18 protein-coding genes are annotated in these 18050 nt (G+C 71.4%); 7 read left to right on the top strand and 11 right to left on the bottom strand.

All coding sequences use genetic code 11. From position 1 onward, the window contains the following. The first annotated feature begins 20 nt into the window (after positions 1-20). Positions 21-512, top strand: coding sequence for a thioredoxin-dependent thiol peroxidase (gene bcp / locus Q0P88_RS06400; RefSeq protein WP_295012272.1), 492 nt, complete (start codon positions 21-23; stop codon positions 510-512). 19 nt (positions 513-531) lie between these two features. On the opposite strand, the gene Q0P88_RS06395 is transcribed toward bcp, so the two are convergent. Continuing rightward, entirely contained in the window at positions 532-951 is a 420-nt protein-coding gene (locus Q0P88_RS06395) for a hypothetical protein (RefSeq protein ID WP_295012270.1), read from the bottom strand. Positions 952-1209: 258 nt separating this feature from the next. On the opposite strand from Q0P88_RS06395, the gene Q0P88_RS06390 reads away from it, so the two are divergent. Then, positions 1210-1458, top strand: a complete 249-nt coding sequence (locus tag Q0P88_RS06390; protein WP_045249333.1) for a WhiB family transcriptional regulator — start codon at positions 1210-1212, stop codon at positions 1456-1458. 11 nt (positions 1459-1469) lie between these two features. Here the strand turns inward: Q0P88_RS06390 and Q0P88_RS06385 are convergent, their stop codons facing one another. Then, the gene (locus Q0P88_RS06385) at positions 1470-2954 is read right to left on the bottom strand and encodes a sensor histidine kinase (RefSeq protein ID WP_295012267.1); all 1485 of its coding nucleotides are present in this window, start codon (positions 2952-2954) and stop codon (positions 1470-1472) included. A gap of 40 nt (positions 2955-2994) precedes the next feature. After that, the gene (locus Q0P88_RS06380; protein ID WP_295012265.1) at positions 2995-3381 is read right to left on the bottom strand and encodes an Rv3235 family protein; all 387 of its coding nucleotides are present in this window, start codon (positions 3379-3381) and stop codon (positions 2995-2997) included. A 144-nt stretch (positions 3382-3525) separates the two neighbouring features. On the opposite strand from Q0P88_RS06380, the gene Q0P88_RS06375 reads away from it, so the two are divergent. Beyond that, positions 3526-4125 carry a hypothetical protein gene (locus Q0P88_RS06375; protein WP_295012263.1) on the top strand — a complete coding sequence of 200 codons (600 nt, stop codon included), beginning with the start codon at positions 3526-3528 and terminating at the stop codon, positions 4123-4125. A 21-nt stretch (positions 4126-4146) separates the two neighbouring features. On the opposite strand, the gene Q0P88_RS06370 is transcribed toward Q0P88_RS06375, so the two are convergent. After that, the gene (locus Q0P88_RS06370) at positions 4147-4425 is read right to left on the bottom strand and encodes a DNA-binding protein (RefSeq protein WP_295012261.1); all 279 of its coding nucleotides are present in this window, start codon (positions 4423-4425) and stop codon (positions 4147-4149) included. A 97-nt stretch (positions 4426-4522) separates the two neighbouring features. Between Q0P88_RS06370 and Q0P88_RS06365 the strand changes: the two genes are divergently transcribed. Both Q0P88_RS06365 and Q0P88_RS06360 read left to right on the top strand, forming a co-directional pair. Next, entirely contained in the window at positions 4523-5140 is a 618-nt protein-coding gene (locus Q0P88_RS06365; RefSeq protein WP_295012259.1) for a hypothetical protein, read from the top strand. Then, positions 5137-6393 carry a P-loop NTPase gene (locus Q0P88_RS06360; RefSeq protein ID WP_295012257.1) on the top strand — a complete coding sequence of 419 codons (1257 nt, stop codon included), beginning with the start codon at positions 5137-5139 and terminating at the stop codon, positions 6391-6393. The genes Q0P88_RS06365 and Q0P88_RS06360 overlap by 4 nt, the downstream gene beginning before the upstream one ends. Before the next feature lie 60 nt (positions 6394-6453). On the opposite strand, the gene Q0P88_RS06355 is transcribed toward Q0P88_RS06360, so the two are convergent. Together Q0P88_RS06355 and secA are read right to left on the bottom strand one after the other, a co-directional pair. Further along, the gene (locus Q0P88_RS06355; protein ID WP_295012255.1) at positions 6454-7677 is read right to left on the bottom strand and encodes a pyridoxal phosphate-dependent aminotransferase; all 1224 of its coding nucleotides are present in this window, start codon (positions 7675-7677) and stop codon (positions 6454-6456) included. Positions 7678-7786: 109 nt separating this feature from the next. Further along, a complete protein-coding gene (secA, locus tag Q0P88_RS06350; RefSeq protein ID WP_295012253.1) occupies positions 7787-10588 on the bottom strand; it encodes a preprotein translocase subunit SecA in 2802 nt (933 codons plus the stop codon). A gap of 196 nt (positions 10589-10784) precedes the next feature. Between secA and Q0P88_RS06345 the strand changes: the two genes are divergently transcribed. Both Q0P88_RS06345 and Q0P88_RS06340 read left to right on the top strand, forming a co-directional pair. Next, positions 10785-11381 (top strand): PadR family transcriptional regulator, encoded by a 597-nt coding sequence (locus Q0P88_RS06345; RefSeq protein ID WP_295012251.1) that lies wholly within the window; start codon positions 10785-10787, stop codon positions 11379-11381. Between the two features lie 59 nt (positions 11382-11440). Next, positions 11441-12766 (top strand): hypothetical protein, encoded by a 1326-nt coding sequence (locus Q0P88_RS06340; protein WP_295012249.1) that lies wholly within the window; start codon positions 11441-11443, stop codon positions 12764-12766. A 103-nt stretch (positions 12767-12869) separates the two neighbouring features. Here Q0P88_RS06340 and raiA read toward each other — a convergent pair whose 3' ends face one another. From raiA to Q0P88_RS06315, 5 genes are all read right to left on the bottom strand, one after another. Continuing rightward, positions 12870-13526, bottom strand: a complete 657-nt coding sequence (gene raiA / locus Q0P88_RS06335; RefSeq protein ID WP_295012247.1) for a ribosome hibernation-promoting factor, HPF/YfiA family — start codon at positions 13524-13526, stop codon at positions 12870-12872. 99 nt (positions 13527-13625) lie between these two features. Beyond that, a complete protein-coding gene (locus Q0P88_RS06330) occupies positions 13626-14327 on the bottom strand; it encodes a ComF family protein (protein WP_295012245.1) in 702 nt (233 codons plus the stop codon). A 199-nt stretch (positions 14328-14526) separates the two neighbouring features. After that, positions 14527-16236, bottom strand: coding sequence for a GerMN domain-containing protein (locus Q0P88_RS06325; protein WP_295012243.1), 1710 nt, complete (start codon positions 16234-16236; stop codon positions 14527-14529). Further along, a complete protein-coding gene (mtrB, locus tag Q0P88_RS06320; protein ID WP_295012454.1) occupies positions 16233-17879 on the bottom strand; it encodes an MtrAB system histidine kinase MtrB in 1647 nt (548 codons plus the stop codon). Before mtrB ends, Q0P88_RS06325 begins: the two co-directional genes overlap by 4 nt. 44 nt (positions 17880-17923) lie before the next feature. After that, a partial coding sequence (locus tag Q0P88_RS06315; protein ID WP_295012452.1) for a winged helix-turn-helix domain-containing protein occupies positions 17924-18050 on the bottom strand: 127 nt, incomplete at its 5' end.

The following is an 18050-nucleotide window of genomic DNA, read 5'->3' as shown; positions in this document are numbered from 1 at the left end:
GCGGCCGGTAGCCTGGACGGGTGACCGAACAGCACCCCGCGACGCCCCGCCTCGAGCCCGGCGAGACCGCGCCCGACTTCTCCCTGCACGACCAGAACGGCGCGACCGTCTCGCTGCACGACCTGCGCGGGCAGCGCGTCGTCCTGTACTTCTACCCCGCCGCCATGACGCCCGGCTGCACGACGGAGGCCTGCGACTTCCGCGACAGCCTGTCCTCGCTGCAGGCCGCAGGAGTGGCCGTCGTGGGGGTCTCCCGGGACGAGCCCGCGAAGCTGAAGCAGTTCGCCGAGCGCGACGGGCTGACCTTCCCCCTCCTCAGCGATCCGGATCTCGCCGTGCACCGCCTCTACGGCGTCTGGGGCGAGAAGAAGAACTACGGCAAGGTCGTCCAGGGCGTCATCCGCTCGACCTTCCTGATCGACCCCGACGGGATCGTCGAGCAGTCCCTCTACAACGTCAAGGCGACGGGTCACGTGGCCCGGATCCGCAAGCTTCTCGGCCTGGCCGCCTGACGCCTCCTCGCCCCGCCCGCTAGCTCTGGCCGCCGCCGTCGTCCGCCTGGTCGGCGCGGCGGCGGTTCGCTGCGCCCTCACGGCGGCTCAGCAGGAACAGCAGCACCGCACCCACCGCACCCGGCACCGCGAGCGCCAGCACGAACCCGAGCGGGAACGGCCGCACCCCGAGCGAGCTGAGCGCCGTGAGCACCGCGAGGATCTGCACGACCATCCCTCCGCTGCGCCCGAAGGACCTCCCCTTCCACACCGCGAACGACAGCGCGCCGATCCCGATCGCGCCGACCACGGTCAGCCCGATCAGACCGAGACCCGAGGGCAGGGACGCGGCGTCGCCGCTGCCCAGCCCGGACAGTTCGACGAGCGCGATGACGAGCAGGGCGAGCGCCTCCGCGGCGAGGATCGCGGTCGCCGCGAGGGTCAGTCTCGACACGCGCATGGCGGGGCTCCTTGTCTCCGACGCCGGTGCATCGGACGGTGTCCGGTTCATCCGCCGTCCACGCGCGATTCACCCGTGGTGCAGAAAACCCTTGAAAGCAGACGTTTCATGTAAGAGAATAGAACACGGCCATGTGCTCCCACAGCGGCGTGGGGCGAGCAGACGCTCGCATCACCGAGGACGACGACTCCCCCGAACGCCGCCCTGAATTCCGAGCCCGCAGTCGCGCGCTCATGACATTTCCACCGAGGAGCCCCCATGGATTGGCGCGATAAGGCCGCCTGCCTCACCGTCGACCCCGAACTGTTCTTCCCTGTCGGGAACACCGGACCCGCCGTCGACCAGATCGAGAAGGCCAAGGCCGTCTGCGCCCGCTGCACCGTGACCGAGGTGTGCCTGCAGTACGCCCTCGAGTCCAGCCAGGACTCCGGCGTCTGGGGCGGCCTCAGCGAAGACGAGCGCCGCGCGCTGAAGCGCCGCGCCGCCCGCGCCCGCCGCGCCGGCTGAGCCCTCGGGCCTCAGCTCTTCACCCACCGCATCGGCAGGTCGATCGTCACCCTGGTGCCCTCTCCGTCTGCCCCCTCCCACGAGATCGTCCCTCCCAGCTCGCCCTGGATGAGCGTCCGGATGATCTGCGTGCCCAGGCCCTGACCGATCCGCCCCTCCGGCAGACCGTGTCCGGTGTCGCTCACGATCACGCGCAGGTTCTCGTCGGTGCGCTGCGCCTCGATCGTGACGACGCCCTCCTGACCCGCGAGACCGTGTTCGACCGCGTTCGTGACGACTTCGGTGAGGGCGAGCGCGAGCGGCGTCGCGTAGTCGCTCGGGAGCACCCCGAAGCGGCCCGTCGACTTCGTGCGGGCGCGGGTGTTGGGTGCCGAGGCGACCTCGGCGACGAGCTTGAGCACGCGCGCGAAGACCTCGTCGAAGTCGACCTTCTGCGCGAGCCCCCCGGCGAGCGTGTCGTGCACGACCGCGATCGACTCGACGCGCCGCATGGCCTGCGTGAGCGCGTCCCTGGCCTCCTCGGAATGGGTCCGCCGCGCCTGGATCCTCAGCAGCGAGGCGACCGTCTGCAGATTGTTCTTCACCCGGTGGTGGATCTCGCGGATCGTGGCGTCCTTGGTGATGAGCTCCTGCTCCTGGTGCCGCAGCTCCGACACGTCCCGGCAGAGCACGATCGCACCGATCCGGGTGCCGTGGTCCTTGAGCGGGATCGCCCGCAGAGACACGGTCACCCCCTTGGCCTCGACATCCGTGCGCCAGGGTGCGCGCCCCGTCACGACGACGGGGAGGGATTCGTCGACCTGCCGCGCAGGCGGGACGATACGCGTCGTCACCTCGACGAGCGACTCGCCCTCGAGCTCTTCGTCGAAGCCCATGCGGTTGAACGCGGAGAGCGCGTTCGGGCTCGCGAACGTGACGATCCCGTCGACGTCGATGCGGATGAGACCGTCCGACGCCCGCGGAGCGCCACGACGCGGCGACGTCGGCGCGGAGAGGTCGGGGAACTCCCCGGCCGCGATCATCCCGAACAGGTCGTCGGCCGCCTCGTTGAACGTGATCTGCTGCCGCGACGGCGTCCGCGCCTCACCGAGGTTGGTGTGACGGGTGATCACGCCAATCGGAGACGCCTGCTCGCCGTCGCGCGGCCGGACCCGGACGATCGGCACCGCGCGCACGCGGGTCGGCGTCTCCTCGAACCAGTCGGGGTTCGCGGAGTCGACGATGTGCCCCGTGTCGAACGCCTCCTGCACCTGGGTGCGCCATTGCGGGCGCACCCGCTCCCCCACGATGTCCCGGTAGAAGAGCGTCGCCGCGCCGCTGGGGCGCGTGTGTGCGACCGCGACGAAGGATCCGTCGGCGGTCGCGATCCAGATCACGATGTCCGCCGAGGCGAGGTCCGCGAGCAGCTGGCCGTCTCCGGCGAGTCGGTGCAGCCACTCGACGTCCTCGTCGGAGAGGCGGCCCTGAGCCTGGGCGAGGTCACTGAGAGTCGACACCCTCTCAGCCTAGATGGCCGTCACGGTGGCGGCCGTGCACTCAGAGGACCGCGAGCGTGGTCGCCCGCCAGCGCCGATCGAACCCTTCCAGGCGGATCGCGACCGCGCGCGTGCGCCCGGGGCTCTCCACGATCACGGTCGCCTCGACGACGCCGTCGGCGGGAGAGGCGACGTGCGTGGAGAGGATCCGGTACACGGGCCGGGTCGGTGCGACCCCGCGCGCGCTGCGGGCCCTCGCGGACAGGTTCGCCCGGGCGATGAGCTTGCGGAACGCGTCCTCGGTGAACCAGCGCATGAGCTGGTCCGCCTCCCGCACCCCCGCGAGGACCTCGAGCACGCCCCGGGTCAGGCTCTCCAGCAGCGGGCTCGGATCCGGCAGCTCCGCCGTCGGCGTGGGCTGCGGAGCGAAGTCTTCCAGCATCATCATCAGCGCTCTCCCGGTCTCGGGGAGGGGCGCTCCCCGCGTGTCTGGGCAGCAGTCGAGCACATCCTCCCGAGGCGTGGGGAACGTCGGGCGAGGAATGTGGATAACCCGTACATGTGCGCGGATCGGTCCCGTACCCTCGTCGGCATGGAATGGGACCGGCTGTTCGAGGATCTCGAGGACCAGATCGCCTCGGGTTGGGAAGCGGAACGCGCCGCACTCGACGCCGAGGCGGAACGGCTGCGCATGGCGCGCCTCGATCTGAGGACCCGCCTCGGCGCCCTGTCCCTCGACCGCGCCTCCGCCGGTGTCGTCCTGACCGACGGCACCCTCCTCCGCGGACGGCTGTCCGCCGTCGGAGCGGACTGGGCGGCGCTGCGCCCCGAGAACGCGCGCGGGCTCGTGCTCCTGCCCGCGCATGCCGTGGAGGCCTGGCAGCTCGATCACGGCGCCCTGCTGTCGAGCGGCGCCGACGCCCCTCCGCTCTCCCCGCTGCGCGAACGGATGACCTTCGGTTTCGTGCTGCGGGATCTCGCTCGCCGGCGCACGGGCGTCGCGGTGCGCACCCGTTCGGGGGCGCTCCTCATCGGCACGGTCGACCGCGCCGGTGCGGACCATCTCGATCTCGCCCTGCACGATGCGGGGGCTCCGCGACGGGCCAGGGCGGTGACCGGTTTCCGCCTCGTCCCCTTCGCCGCGGTGCTCTCGGTCACCACCGACGGCACCGCGGTCGGTCTCTCCGGCTGATCCGCGCGCCCCGGGGCCGGTTCAATCCGAGAGGCGGACCAGTGGCCCCCAGAGCTCGGGGAAGCTCGCCGCATCGGCCTGGCGCCAGAGCGCGATGCGTCGAGCTTCCTCGGCCTGCGCCGCGAGGTACTCGCCGATGCTCGCCTCCTCGATCCGCCAGGCGGCAGGGGATCCGAGCCGGGCGCCGCGCAGACTCCCTTGCAGGACCAGGTCGATCACCTCGTCGACGCCGATGCCGAGGACCTCGGCCACGGGTGCGGGTGCCAGATAGCGCAGGGGGTGCGCAGATGCTTCGGGCATGGACCCATTGTCCCCCTCGCACGGCGAGGGAGCGCGGGAGGATCGCGCCTGTGGATAACTTCCGCCGCCCCTCCCCGGCGAGTGTGACGATGAACGCATGAGCACTGCACGCGCCGCACGGCGGCCCTGGACCGACCTGCGGTTCCTGATCGGCCTCGCCCTCATCGCCCTCGCCGTGGCGGGGGTCTGGTTCGTCGTCGGTGCCGCACGGCAGACGGCTCCCGCGCTGCAGGCCGTCCATACGATCGTGCCGGGCCGCCCGCTCACCTCGGCCGACGTGAGAGTCGTCGACGTCGCTCTCGGCACGGTCGGGGCGGGGTATCTGACCCCCGCCACGCTCGAGCCGGGGCTCATCGCCGCCCGCACGATCACGGAGGGCGAGCTCGTCCCCACCTCCGCGGTCGCCGGCGCCGACGCGGGACGCACCACCGTGGTCGTCGTGCAGAGCACGGCACGCATCCCCTCGGCCGTGACGACGGGATCCGTGGTCGAGCTCTGGTCCGCCGCACCCAGGACGGATGCGAAGGGCTTCGCCGAGCCGAGGGTCCTCGTGCCCGAGGCCACGGTGTCCACGATCGAGCAGGACGACGGTCCCCTCGCCGCGAAGGGGTCCTCGATCGAGCTCGTCGTGCCCCGCGCACAGGTCGGGGACGTGCTGGCGGCCATCGCCGCCGGAGCGGCGCTCTCCGTCGTCCCGACCGGAGCGCACTCGTGAGCGGCGTGATCCTCGCGACGGACGCCGATCACGCCGAACGGCTCGCCGAGGAGCTGCCGCTGGCCGGCGTCACCGTGGTCGCGCGGATGCCGCCCGATCGGGCCGCACGACTCGGCGCCCACGCCTCGGAGCTGCGGGAGGCGGACGCGCTGCTGATCCCGGCGGAGCGAGCGTGGCTGAGCCCGGAGCTCCGCGCCGCGTGCGACCGCGCGGGGGTGAGGATCCTGACCGTCGGGGACGGGCCGGGCGCAGCCCGTCTCGCGCGCCGGTACGGGCTGTCCGCTCCTCTGCCGTCCACCTGCGACGGCTGGGCGGTGGCCGAGGCGGTGCTCCTCTCGGACCGTCCGAGCACGTCGACGGACGCGGACGCCCCGAGCGCCTCTGCGGCGGCGGCCGCCGCGCGCGTGATTGCCGTCTGGGGACCCGCCGGCGCACCGGGGCGGTCGACGCTCGCCGTGCAGCTCGCTGCGGCCCTCGCGACCCCGGAGCGCAGTGTCGCCCTCGTCGACGCCGACACGCACGCGCCGTCGCTGGCGCTCCTGCTCGGGCTCACGGACGACGGGCCCGGCGTCGCCGCCGCCTGTCGCCGCGCCGACCTCGGGCAGCTCGACCCGGCGGAACTCAGCCGGCTCGCCAGCCCGGTCGAGACGTCCGGGGGCACGGTCGAGGTGCTCGTCGGCATCAACCGTCCCGCACGCTGGCCGGAGCTCTCCGCGGTGCGCCTGGGTGCGGCCCTCGACATCTGCCGACGCTGGTGCACGGTCACGCTCGTCGACGTGGCCGCCTCGCTCGAGGCGGACGAGGAGATCGTCAGTGATCTCGACGGACCGCGTCGGAACGCGGCGACGCTCACCGCCGTGCGGAACGCGGATCGCATCGTCGCCGTCGCGTCGGCCGACCCGTTGGGCATCGCCCGTTTCGTGCGGGGCTATGCGGAGCTGCGTGCGGAGATCGGCGAGACACCGGTCACGGTCGTGGTCAACCGGGTGCGCTCCGGCCCGCTGGGGATCGACGCCCGCGGGCAGATCCGGCGCGCCCTGGATCGCTTCTCCGGCATCCGCGACGTGCATTTCCTGCCCGACGATCAGCGCGCTCTCGACGCCGCGGCGTTGCACGCACGACCCGTCGCCGACGTCGCAGGACGCTCGGCGTTCACGGCGGCGGTGCGCACCCTCGCCGCGGCCCTCGTCCGGACGGACGCCCCTCCCGCGACGCGACGGTCTCGGCGGGACCATGCGCCCGCGGAGACCTGACCCCCGCGCCGCGGGCCGGAGCGACGGTTCCAGTGCGGTGACCCGCCGACGGACCTTCCGCTACTGCCGATAGCTCGCGAGGAAGTTGCCGAGTCGCTCGATCGCCTCGGTGATGACGCGGGGCTCGGGCAGCGTCACGACCCGCAGGTGGTCGGGGGTGGGCCAGTTGAAGCCGGTGCCCTGCACGAGCAGGATGCGCTCGGCGACCAGCAGGTCGTAGATGAGCCTGCCGTCGTCGTGGATCTCGTGCACCTCCGGATCGAGGCGAGGGAACGCGTACAGCGCACCGGTGGGCTTGACGCAGCTCACCCCCGGGATCGCCTCGAGCCCCTGCCACGCGGCGTCCCGCTGGAGGTGCAGGCGACCGCTCGGCGCGATCAGCGCGTCGATGGACTGGACGCCGCTCAGCGCGGCCTGCACCGCATGCTGCGCGGGGACGTTGGGGCAGAGCCGCGTCGAGGCCAGCAGGGTGATGCCCTCGATGAAGCCCTTGGCATGGGCCTTCGGCCCGGTGATCACGAGCCAGCCCGAGCGGTACCCGGCGACCCGGTAGGTCTTGGAGAGTCCGTTGAAGGTGAGGCAGAGCAGATCGGGGGCGAGCGTCGCGGTGGGGATGTGCTGGGCGTCGTCGAAGAGGATGCGATCGTAGATCTCGTCGCTGAGCAGGAGCAGGTCGTTCTCCCGCGCGACCTGCACGATCTGCTGGAGCACGGCGCGCGAGTACACCGCGCCGGTGGGATTGTTCGGGTTGATGACGACGATGGCCTTGGTGCGGGGGGTGACCTTGGAGCGCAGATCCTCGATGTCGGGGTTCCAGCCGTTCTCCTCGTCGCACAGGTAGTGCACGGGGGTGCCGCCGGCGAGGCTCGTCATGGCCGTCCAGAGCGGATAGTCCGGGGCCGGGATGAGCACCTCGTCGCCTTCGTCGAGAAGCGCCTGCATCGTCATGGTGATGAGCTCGGACACGCCGTTGCCGAGATAGACGTCCTCCGGATCGACCGGGGGGAAGCCGGGCACCTCCTCGTAGCGGCTGACCACCGCGCGGCGCGCCGACACGATGCCCTTGCTCTCGCTGTAGCCGTGCGCCGTCGGCAGGGTGGCCAGCATGTCGCGGACGATCTGCTGCGGGGCCTCGAACCCGAAGATCGCGGGATTGCCCGTGTTCAGCTTCAGCACCGAGTGACCCGCCGCCTCCAGCCGCGCCGCCTCGACGAGCGCGTTGCCGCGGATCTCGTACAGGACGTTCTTCAGCTTGGACGACTGATCGAAGGTTCTCGGTGTCATCGAGCAAGGCTATCGTCTGTGCGAACCCCCACCGGACGCATCGTCCGCGCGAGACGCCGAAGGGCCGGCGCACCCATGGCGTGCCGGCCCTTCGTGACGCGGGACGCGTCTACTTCTTCTTGCCCTGGGCGCGCCGTTCGGCCCGGTTCGACGCGGCCGGCTGGCCGCCCTCGACACGCTGCCCGAACGCACCGCGTGCCGCAGGCTCCGGCGCCTCTGCCGTGTCCCCCTCGGCGCGCGCCGCCGCCTGCCGGAGCCGATCTGTCGCCGCCTGCTGCACCTGACCGCGGTCGTTGCGCACCTCGACGTCGCCGGCGTCGTTGGGCGCCGAGTACTCCAGCCGCTGATCGCCCGCGGATTCGGCGAGACCCTTCGCCTCGACCTCGGTGACGCCCTCCTCACCGGCCTTGCGCACCTCGACCTCGAGGTTGTAGAGGTAGCCGACAGACTCCTCCTTGATCTGACCCATCATCGCCTGGAACATCGAGTAGCCCTCGCGCTGGTACTCGACCAGCGGGTCGCGCTGCGCCATCGCGCGCAGACCGATGCCGTCCTTGAGGTAGTCCATCTCGTAGAGGTGGTCCCGCCAGCGGCGGTCGAGCACCTGGAGCACGACGCGGCGCTCGAGCTCGCGGGTCGCCGCGTCGCCCAGAGCCTCCTCGCGCTTCTCGTACGCGACCATGGCGTCGGAGACGAGCTCCCGCTTGAGGCCCGCGGCCGTGATCCCGCCCTTGCGTCCCCCCGCTTCGGCGACGACCTCGTCGATCGTCACGTCCACCGGGTAGAGGGTCTTGAGCTCCGTCCAGAGGGCGTCGAAGTCCCAGCTCTCCGTATGCCCCTCGGCGGTGTGGTCGTCGACGATCGCACCGATCGCGTCCTCGATGAAATGCGTGACGCGGTCGGCGATGTCGTCGCCTTCGAGGATGTGGCGGCGGTCCGTGTAGATCGCCTCGCGTTGACGGTTCAGCACGTCGTCGTACTTGAGGACGTTCTTGCGCATCTCCGCGTTGCGCGCCTCGACCTGGCTCTGCGCGCTGCGGATCGCCCGGGTCACCAGCCCCGACTCGATCGGCATGTCCTCGGGGAAGTTCGTCCGGGCGAGGATCGCCTCCGCGGCCCCCTGCTGGAACAGCCGCATGAGATCGTCCGTGAGGCTCAGGTAGAACCGGCTCTCCCCCGGATCGCCCTGACGGCCCGAGCGCCCGCGCAGCTGGTTGTCGATACGACGGGACTCGTGGCGCTCGGTGCCGAGGACGTACAGTCCGCCGGCCTCGACGACCTTCTCGCCCTCGGTCGCGACCTTCTCCTTCATCGCCTCGTAGGTCTCGTCCCACGCGGCCTCGTACTCGTCCGGGGTCTCCACCGGGTCGAGGCCGCGGCCCTTCAGATCCTGCACCGCGAGGAACTCTGCGTTCCCGCCGAGCATGATGTCGGTGCCTCGACCCGCCATGTTGGTGGCGACGGTGACGGCCCCGAGCCGACCGGCCCGGGCGACGATCTCCGCCTCGCGCGCGTGGTTCTTGGCGTTGAGGACCTCGTGCTTGATGCCCTTCTTGCTCAGCAGCCGGGAGAGGTACTCGCTCTTCTCGACGCTCACCGTGCCGACCAGCACGGGCTGGCCCTTCTCATGCCGCGCCGCGATGTCCTCGACGACCTGGGCGAACTTCGCCGTCTCGTTCTTGTAGACCAGATCCGACTTGTCCTGACGGATCATGGGCTTGTTGGTCGGGATCGGCACGACGCCGAGCTTGTACGTGGACATGAACTCGGCGGCCTCGGTGTCGGCCGTACCCGTCATACCCGCGAGCTTGTCGTAGAGGCGGAAGTAGTTCTGCAGCGTGACGGTCGCGAGGGTCTGGTTCTCCGCCTTGACCGGGACGCCCTCCTTGGCCTCGATGGCCTGGTGGATGCCCTCGTTGTAGCGACGGCCGACGAGGATGCGTCCGGTGTGCTCGTCGACGATCATGACCTCGTCGTTCATCACGACGTAGTCGGTGTCGCGCTTGAACAGCGCGAGCGCCTTGATCGAGTTGTTCAGGAACGAGATGAGCGGGGTGTTCGCGGACTCGTAGAGGTTGTCGATGCCGAGGTAGTCCTCGACCTTCTCGATGCCGGGCTCGAGCACGCCGACGGTCCGCTTCTTCTCGTCGACCTCGTAGTCCTCGCCCGCCTCGAGCGTGCGCGCGATCTTCGCAAACTCCGCGAACCAGCGGTTCGCCTCGCCCGAGGACGGCCCCGAGATGATGAGCGGCGTGCGCGCCTCGTCGATGAGGATCGAGTCGACCTCATCGACGATCGCGAAGAAGTGACCGCGCTGGACGAGATCCTCCTTGCGCCAGGCCATGTTGTCGCGCAGGTAGTCGAAGCCGAACTCGTTGTTCGTGCCGTAGGTGATGTCGGCGGCGTACTGCTCCCGCCGCACCTCGGGGGTCTGCCCGGAGACGATGACGCCGGTGGTCATGCCCAGGGCCCGGTAGACGCGCCCCATGAGCTCGGACTGATAGGTCGCGAGGAAGTCGTTGACCGTGATGACGTGCACGCCCTTGCCCGCGATCGCGTTGAGGTAGGACGGGAAGGTCGCGACGAGCGTCTTGCCCTCACCGGTCTTCATCTCGGCGATGTTGCCGTCGTGCAGCGCGGCGCCACCCATGATCTGCACGTCGTAGGCGCGCATGCCGAGCGTGCGCTTGGCCGCCTCGCGGACGGCGGCGAACGCCTCGGGCATGAGCTGCTCGAGCGTCTCGCCCTTCTCGAACCGCGCGCGCAGCTCGGCCGTCTCGTTGCGTAGATCCTCGTCGCTCAGCTGGGAGAAGTCGTCCTCGAGCGCGTTCACGGCCTTGACGACGCCACCCAGACGGCGCAGGATCCGCCCCTCGCCTGCGCGGAGAAGCTTCTCAAGAGGGTTCGCCACGGATTCCATCTCCCTAGTGGTTCTGTGCCCGCGCGCGACGCGCACACGGCATACGGGTTCATGTTACCGGGCCGTGACCTGTCCTTCCTCTGGACGGATCCGCGCCGTCCCCACGGGCAGCGAGACACGCCCCGATGCGCGACGGAATGCTTTCCCGGTATGCATATACTCCGAGCACAGGAGTGAAGGAGAGACGATGTCGGTACGCCAGAGCCTGCTCGCGATCCTCGACCAGGGACCATGCTACGGCTACCAGCTGCGTGCCGAGTTCGATCGGCGCACCGGCTCGGCCTGGCCCCTCAACGTCGGCCAGATCTACAACACGCTGGAGCGGCTCGAACGCGACGGCCTCGTCGCCCGCGGCGAGACCGACGCGCAGGGGCATGTCTACTGGGCCATCACGGAGAGCGGTTCCGCGGAGGTCTCCGACTGGCTCGCCTCCCCCGTGCAGCGCGGTGCCGCCGTGCGGGACGAGCTCGCGATCAAGCTCGCGCTGGCGGCGACCCTGCCCCGCGCGGAGATCGCCGACGTGATCCGCGCCCAGCGCGAATCGTGCCTGGCCCGGCTGCACGACCTGCAGGATCCCCTCGACGACCCGGCGAGCCCCGACACGGCGGACGGACTCGCCGGCGCCCTCGTCCGGGATGCGCTCGTCAGCGCCGTCGAGGCGGACCTGCGCCTGCTCGCACGGGCCGAGGAGCGGCTCGCCCGACACCCGCGGCACGCCCTCCGGCTCGAGCTCGATCGCGAGCGTCCCAAGCGTGGACGCCCCGCGCGATCCGCGGTGGTCTGATCGCCCAGGGCGCAATCGACGCTCAGCTCTGGCACGGCCCGAGATCATAGGATCGGGGCATGGCCGGTTTCTGGGGCAGACGCAAGCGCGAACAGGAAGAACTGCAGGCGCAGGACGACGATCTCGCGCGCCGCGCAGAGCAGGCGATCGTCGCCGCCGACGAACGGATCCGCACGGCCGGCGACGAGCTCGCCTTCGCGGCGGCCGAGCTCGGCGACGAGATGACCGCCGACTTCCACACGGCCCTCGACGCCGTGCGGTCGCACATGGGCGAGGCGTTCCAACTGCACCAGCTCAACCACGACGAGATCCCGGACACCGCGGAGGAGCTGCGCACCCGCAACGCGCGCATCGTCCAACTGTGCGAATGGGCCGAGGATCTGATCGACGAGAAGTCGGCGAACATCGCCGACGCCGTCGCGCGCGTGCGCAACGCCCCGGAGATCCTCGCCCGCGTGCGCCAGGACGCGGCGGAGCTGCAGGCGAGGGTCCCCCAGGCGCAGTCCGCGGTGGAGCGCCTGTCCACCCGCTACTCGGACGCGGCCATGCAGCGCGTGGTCAAGAGCGCCGAGGAGGCCGCGCAGCTCGTCACGTTCGCCACGCACGGCGCCGACGTCTCCGAACGGCGACGGGAGTCCGGCCGAACCCGCGAGGCGGTGCTCGCGCTCGAGACCGCGACGGAGGCGACCCGACGCGCCGCCGCCCTGCTCGATGCCGTGGACGACTTCGAGATCGAGGCCCTGCGCGCGGAGGCGACCCTCGCCGAGGTCGTCGCCGACTCCCGCAGCGACCTCGTCGCGCTTCCCCCCGCGCAGGCGGCGCCCGCCGTCGCCGCGGCGGCCGCCGAGCTGCAGCGGGCTCTCGACGCCCTCCCCGCGACCGGTACCCGGACGGACCCGTTCGGAGACCTCACGCGCCTGCGTGCGGCGAACACCGCGCTCGATGCCGCCGTCTCGGCCGCGCGCTACCGTGCGGAACACCCGCTCCCCTCGATCGACGCGGTGCAGCACGCCCTCGACGACGCGGACCGCCAGCTCGGGGTCGCCCGGGGCCTCATCGAGGGTCACCGCGGGTGGATCGGCGCCGACGCCCGCACCCGCCTGGCGGAGGCGGAGCGCCTGCGCATCGACGTCCCCTCCCTGCTCCCCGCCGAGGACACGCGCGAAGAGGCCCTGAGCTCGGCCCGTCGCGTCGCACAGCTCGCTTCCGAGGCGCTGCAGCTCGCGCAGCGCGACATCGACTCCTCGCGCCCCGATCAGGGCTGGGGCGGCGGCAACGGCTGGGGCGGTGGTGGCGGACGCCGGGGATCCGGGGGCGGCGACATCGTCTCGGGCGTCCTGGGCGGACTCGTCATCGGCGGACTCCTGGGCGACATCTTCGACTGACGCCGGCCCCTTCTCCGCCGCCGACGAGCCCCTCCGCTCCCACGGAGAAGACCCCGCGCTCCGCCGGGGCGGAGGCGGGGTCTCGTGACGCCGCCGGGCTGTCTCAGCCGACGAGCTCTTCGGCGGCGGGCGCCGCCTGCGTCGTCAGCGAGATGACGCCGTAGTCCCAGCCCTTGCGTCGATAGACCACGCTCGGGTGATCGCTGCGCGCGTCGACGAAGAGGAAGAAGTCGTGGCCGACGAGCTCCATCCGGTCGACGGCCTCTTCCACGGTCATCCACTCCGCATCGAAGTTCTTGGTCCGGATCACGACCGGGGAGTACTCCTCCTCGATCTGGAGGGTGGGGATCGCGCCCGTGGATACCGCGTGGAGGGTGTCGGCGGAGACGGGGCGGACGTCGATGCCGGCGAGCTCCCCCGTGCCCTTCTCGAAGTGGGCTCCCCGCGGATGGTTGCGGCCGTCCACACGGCGCTCCTTCGCCCGCCGGACCTGCTCGATGAGCTTGTCTACGGCGAGATCCAGCGCGACGAACTTGTCGCCGTCGCGCGCCTCGGCACGCACCAGTGGCCCCTTGCCGATGAGGGTGAGTTCGACGGTCTCGTCCTCCACATGACCGCCGCGATAGGAACGATGGGTGACTTTCACGTCGAGGCTCTGCGCCTTCGTCGCGATCGTCGCGATGCGCGCGGTCTTCTCCTCGACAACCGCCCGGAATCGATCGCTGATGCCGACTCCGACACCGACGATGTTCGTTTCCATCCTGACCTCCTTGTTCCGGTCCGCCCGGCCAAGGGCGGACCGTGGTCGCCTTTGTGTGTCCCTACCGTAGTCGGGGCGTCCCGACATGTCACCCACAATTCATGTGCGTGTCATGGGCGTTCGCTCGGAGCGTCCCCCCGGCTCGACGCCGCCGGCGGAACGACGCGGGGTGGCGGCGACGGCGACCGCGCCGGCGACCTCGAATCCCGCTGCGCGGAGCGCCCTGGCCGCCTCCCGGCAGGTCGCCCCGGTCGTGATGACGTCGTCGACGATCAGCACACGCCGCCCCTCTCCCACCCGCGTCGCGACGAGTCCGCCCGCGACGTTCGTCCCCCGGTCGCGCGCTCCCAAACCGCGCTGATCCTCCACCCGTCGAGCGTGGCGCAGCAGGCGGCGCACCGGCGGACCGAGGCCCCTCGCGAACAGATCCGGCACGCGGAACCCGCGGCGCCGGAAGGCCGCAGGGCTCGTCGGCACGGGCACCACCACGTCGCACGTCGCGGAGAGCGTCTGGGGGCACAGGTCGTGGACGGCCGCGTGCAGGGCCGGACGCAGGCTGCCCACGAGCGAGGTCTGCCCGTCCTCCTTGATCGCGCGGAGGACCGACGCGGCGACGTGCTCGAACACGAGGCCCGCCCGCAAGGGCATGTCCTCCGCCTCGATCCTGACGACGCGGGGCACGAGCGTCGAGCGGCAGGCGTCGCAGAGCGCCGCCCCCGGCGCTGCGCAGCCGGCGCACGTCGCGGCGAACACGACGTCGGCGATCTCACGGAGCAGACGGGGAAGGGTCTCGAGCGGCATCCCCCGAGTCTGCGCGCCCCGCCCGCGCCGCAGAACGTCGGACGCCGATCCGGTGCGGAACTCCTGCGGCTCCGCCAGCGTGCAGGACGAACGCACGGCCGCACGAACACCGTGCAGGACGAACGCACTGCAGGATGCATACCGTGCAGGACGAACGCCGTGCGGGGTCGGTGCGAGGACGCGGTCAGCGGGCGACCGCTCACCCTCCCAGCGGGACCGCCAGCACGGAGATGCCCGTCGCCTCGCGCTGCCAGCTCGCGACGCTGCGCCGGAACAGGCCCCCGTCGCTGGTGAGCAGACGGATGCTCGTCGACGGGGCGGAGGGAGCGAGGGACGCCGCGCCGTCCGGCACGTCGATCGCCGTCGCCGGTCCGCCCACGACGAGTTGCAGCAGCTCGGTGCGCGCCCCGTCGACGGCGAGCGCCCCGACGGTCGAGTCGTCGAGCCAGGTCAGGTCCGCCACGCCGCCGCTCGGCCACGCGAGCACCGTGGGCGAGCCGTTCAGTGCGGCGGGGGCTCCTCGATCGTCGCGGGAGACCGACGCGACCTCGATCCGGTTCTGCCCGTTCACGGTCACGGCCATCGCCAGGCGGGATCCGTCCCTGCTCATCGCCATCGCCGAGATCTGCGAGACCCCGTCCGGCCCCGGCACGGACCGCGACTCGACCGAGGGCGACCACCGCAGGATCGAGGCGGCGCTCTGGGCCTGCGCCGTCCAGATGAAGCCGAACGGATCCAACGTCGGCGCGATCTGACCGGGACGCCCGTCGATCTCGTCGATCTTGCCGTCGGTCACGGCATAGACCGCTCCGTCCCCGGTCTGCACGGCGACGCGCTGGGCGCCGCTGGACGCACGGATCGCCGAGACGGGCTTGGGGAAGCCGGCGAGCTCGGTGGAGACCCCGGGGATCGGGACGAGCTCCCCGTTGGACAGGAAGCCGAACCCCTTGTCGCTGCGCACGAGGGGCCGCGGGTCGACCGTCGTGGACGCAGCGGCCGCCGCATTCGCGGTGAGGTCGCGCCCTCCCGCAGTGAGCTTGACCTGCGAGACGCCCACCCCCGCGAGGCTCCGCTCGAGCTGGGTCCGCATGCGCGACACGGTCGTCACGTCGGCGTTCGTCGCCGCGTCGGTCAGCGCGACCTCCGCGACCTGGGACTCCGGGGTGACCGTGTTGCGTGCGAGGGCGATGTCGCCCGTGAAGGCCGTCCGCACCCCGCCGGTGAGCCAGGCGCTCGGCTTGCCGCTGACGAGCGACTGCACGATCCTGCTCGCCGTGTTCTCGCGCTTCGGGAACCAGCGCACGTCCGGGACGAGGTAGGTCCAGGTCGGGTCGTAGTACTGGAGCGCGTAGGAGGCGAACACGTCGCCGTCCGCGAAGGACTGCGCGTCGAGCACGATGCCGTCCGGCGCCGTGGAGATGCGCCACTGCCCGTCGGGGCTCTTCGTCAGCGCGTAGTCCAGATCCGCGGATCCGCTCGCGGCCTGGGTGGCGTAGGCGCCGTTCTCGTCGACGCTCGCCGTCTGCCGGAGGCTGAGCCGGACGGTGGTCGTCGTGGCCTGCTTGGCGATCTCCGGCGCCTGGTAGCGCCGTTCGGACAGCGAGGTGTCGATCGTCACGCCGGTGTCGGGGCGCCACTTCTGCGCGGCGGTCGAGGTGAGGAACTCCCGGGCGATCCCCCAGCTGTCCTTCGGGCTGGACGCCGCGTCGATGAACCCGCGCACCACCTGCTCTGGCGTCATGCCGTCCGACGGTCCTTGCGGAAGGTAGGCGACGTCGGAGCCGCTGTCGCTCGGGCCCGCGGCGAGCCCGGGCCGCACGTCCCCCGTCGTGGGAAGGGAGGCACAGGCGGCGAGGCCCATCACCACGGCGAGGATCAGCGATCCCCGCAGGATCCGTCCGATCCTCATGACTCCTCCTCGATCGCCCCGGCCGGCGAGCGCTCGGCGAGCGTCTCGATCGGAGCCGTCGCGACGCCGATCGCGTCCAGCGCGTCCGCCGTCTCCAAGGGGACCGGCGACGCCCCCTCGAGGGGGCGCGCGCCGCGGGGCAGCGTCAGCACGAAGTGGGAGCCGCCGCCGAGCGTCGAGTGCACCGCGAGGCTGCCACGATGCAGCCTCGCGTCTCCGAGGGCGATCGAGAGCCCGAGCCCCGTGCCGCCGATCGTGCGGCGCCGCGAGGGATCAGCGCGCCAGAAGCGGTCGAAGACGCGCTCGGCGTCCTCCGCGGTCATGCCGAGGCCGCTGTCGCGCACGCCGACCGCGACCGCGTTCTGGTTGCTGTCGACCGTCACGACGATCGGCCGCCCCTCGCCGTGCTCGATCGCGTTGCCGATGAGGTTGCGCAGGATCCGCCGCACTCGGCGCGGATCGAGATCGACGGGCGTGTGTCCGCCAGGGGCGACGTAGCGCAGCTCCGTGTCGTGCGACGCGGCGAGCGGACGCATGTCCTCGACGAGCTCCTCCGCGAGATGCGCGAGGCTCGTCGCCTCGGTCTCGAGCTGCACGGATCCCGCGTCGTAGCGGCTGATCTCGAGCAGATCGGCGAGCAGCGTGTCGAAGCGGTGCACCTGCGTCTGCAGCAGCTCGGCCGTCCTGGCCGTCGTCGGGTCGAACTCCTCGCGATGGTCGTTGAGCATCTCCGCAGCGAGACGGATCGTCGTCAACGGCGTCCTCAGCTCGTGGGAGACGTCGGAGACGAAGCGCTGCTGGACGAGGCTCAGCTCGCCGAGCTCCTTGATCTGGGCCTCGATGCTGTCGGCCATCGCATTGAACGAACGGCCGAGCGTCGCGAGCTCGTCCTGTCCGCGCACCGGCAGACGCACGGCGAAGTCCCCTCCGGCGAACCGGGCGCTCGTCTCGGCGGCCTCGGTGATCGGCAGCACCACGGACCGCAGCGAGAACCACGCGATCGCGCCGATGAGCGCGACCAGCACGACGCCCGCGACCCAGAGGCTCGACTGCACGAGCACGAGGGTGCGCTCGGTGTCGGCGAGGTCGTAGGCGATGTAGAGCTCGTAGGAGCCGGCCTCCGGCACCGCGAGCTGCTGGCCGACGATGATCCCCGCGTGCTCGGATCCGTCGCTGTCCCGCAGCGCGACGGGCTGCCACCACTGCTTGCTCGCGTCCTTCACGACGCGCTGACGCATCTGGTCGCTGACGAGATCCTCGGGGAAGCCGTTGGAGAGGAAGCCCTGCGGCGCAGTCTGACCGGATCCGTTGTCGATCGGGAACGCCGCCGTCATGGTTCCCGCGGAGACCGAGTCCAGACGCTCCCTGACGTCGCGGACGACCCCCACGAGGGCCGTCCTGTTGCCCTGGGTGTCCGCCGCGTCCACGGCGGCCTGCGCGGAGTTCGCCGCTCGTCGCGCATCGTCCAGCGCCTGGTCCTTGCGCGCCTCCCAAAGATTGTTCTGCACCGCCAGCGCCATCGCGACGCACGTGACGAGAACCGCGACCGCGGTCAGGCCGAGGGTGATGACGAGCGTGCGGAACCGCAGCGAGCGCCGCCACAGGCGGGCGATGCGCCGGGCGCCGCGCCGTGCGCTGCGCACCGGCGCGCTCTGTGCGAGGGAGAGGCCGAGTGCGGGCACGGGCCTCAGGCCACGCTCCCGGCCCGATATCCGACGCCGCGCACCGTCGTCACGATCCGCGGGCTGTCCGGATCGAGCTCGACCTTCGCGCGCAGCCGCTGCACGTGCACGTTCACGAGGCGGGTGTCGGCC

Origin of the sequence: uncultured Microbacterium sp. (assembly GCF_945952435.1) — a bacterium.
In the GTDB taxonomy this organism is placed as follows: Bacteria; Actinomycetota; Actinomycetes; order Actinomycetales; family Microbacteriaceae; genus Microbacterium.
Note: the sequence above shows the minus strand (reverse complement) of the source record. Positions and strands in the feature narration are given on the sequence as shown.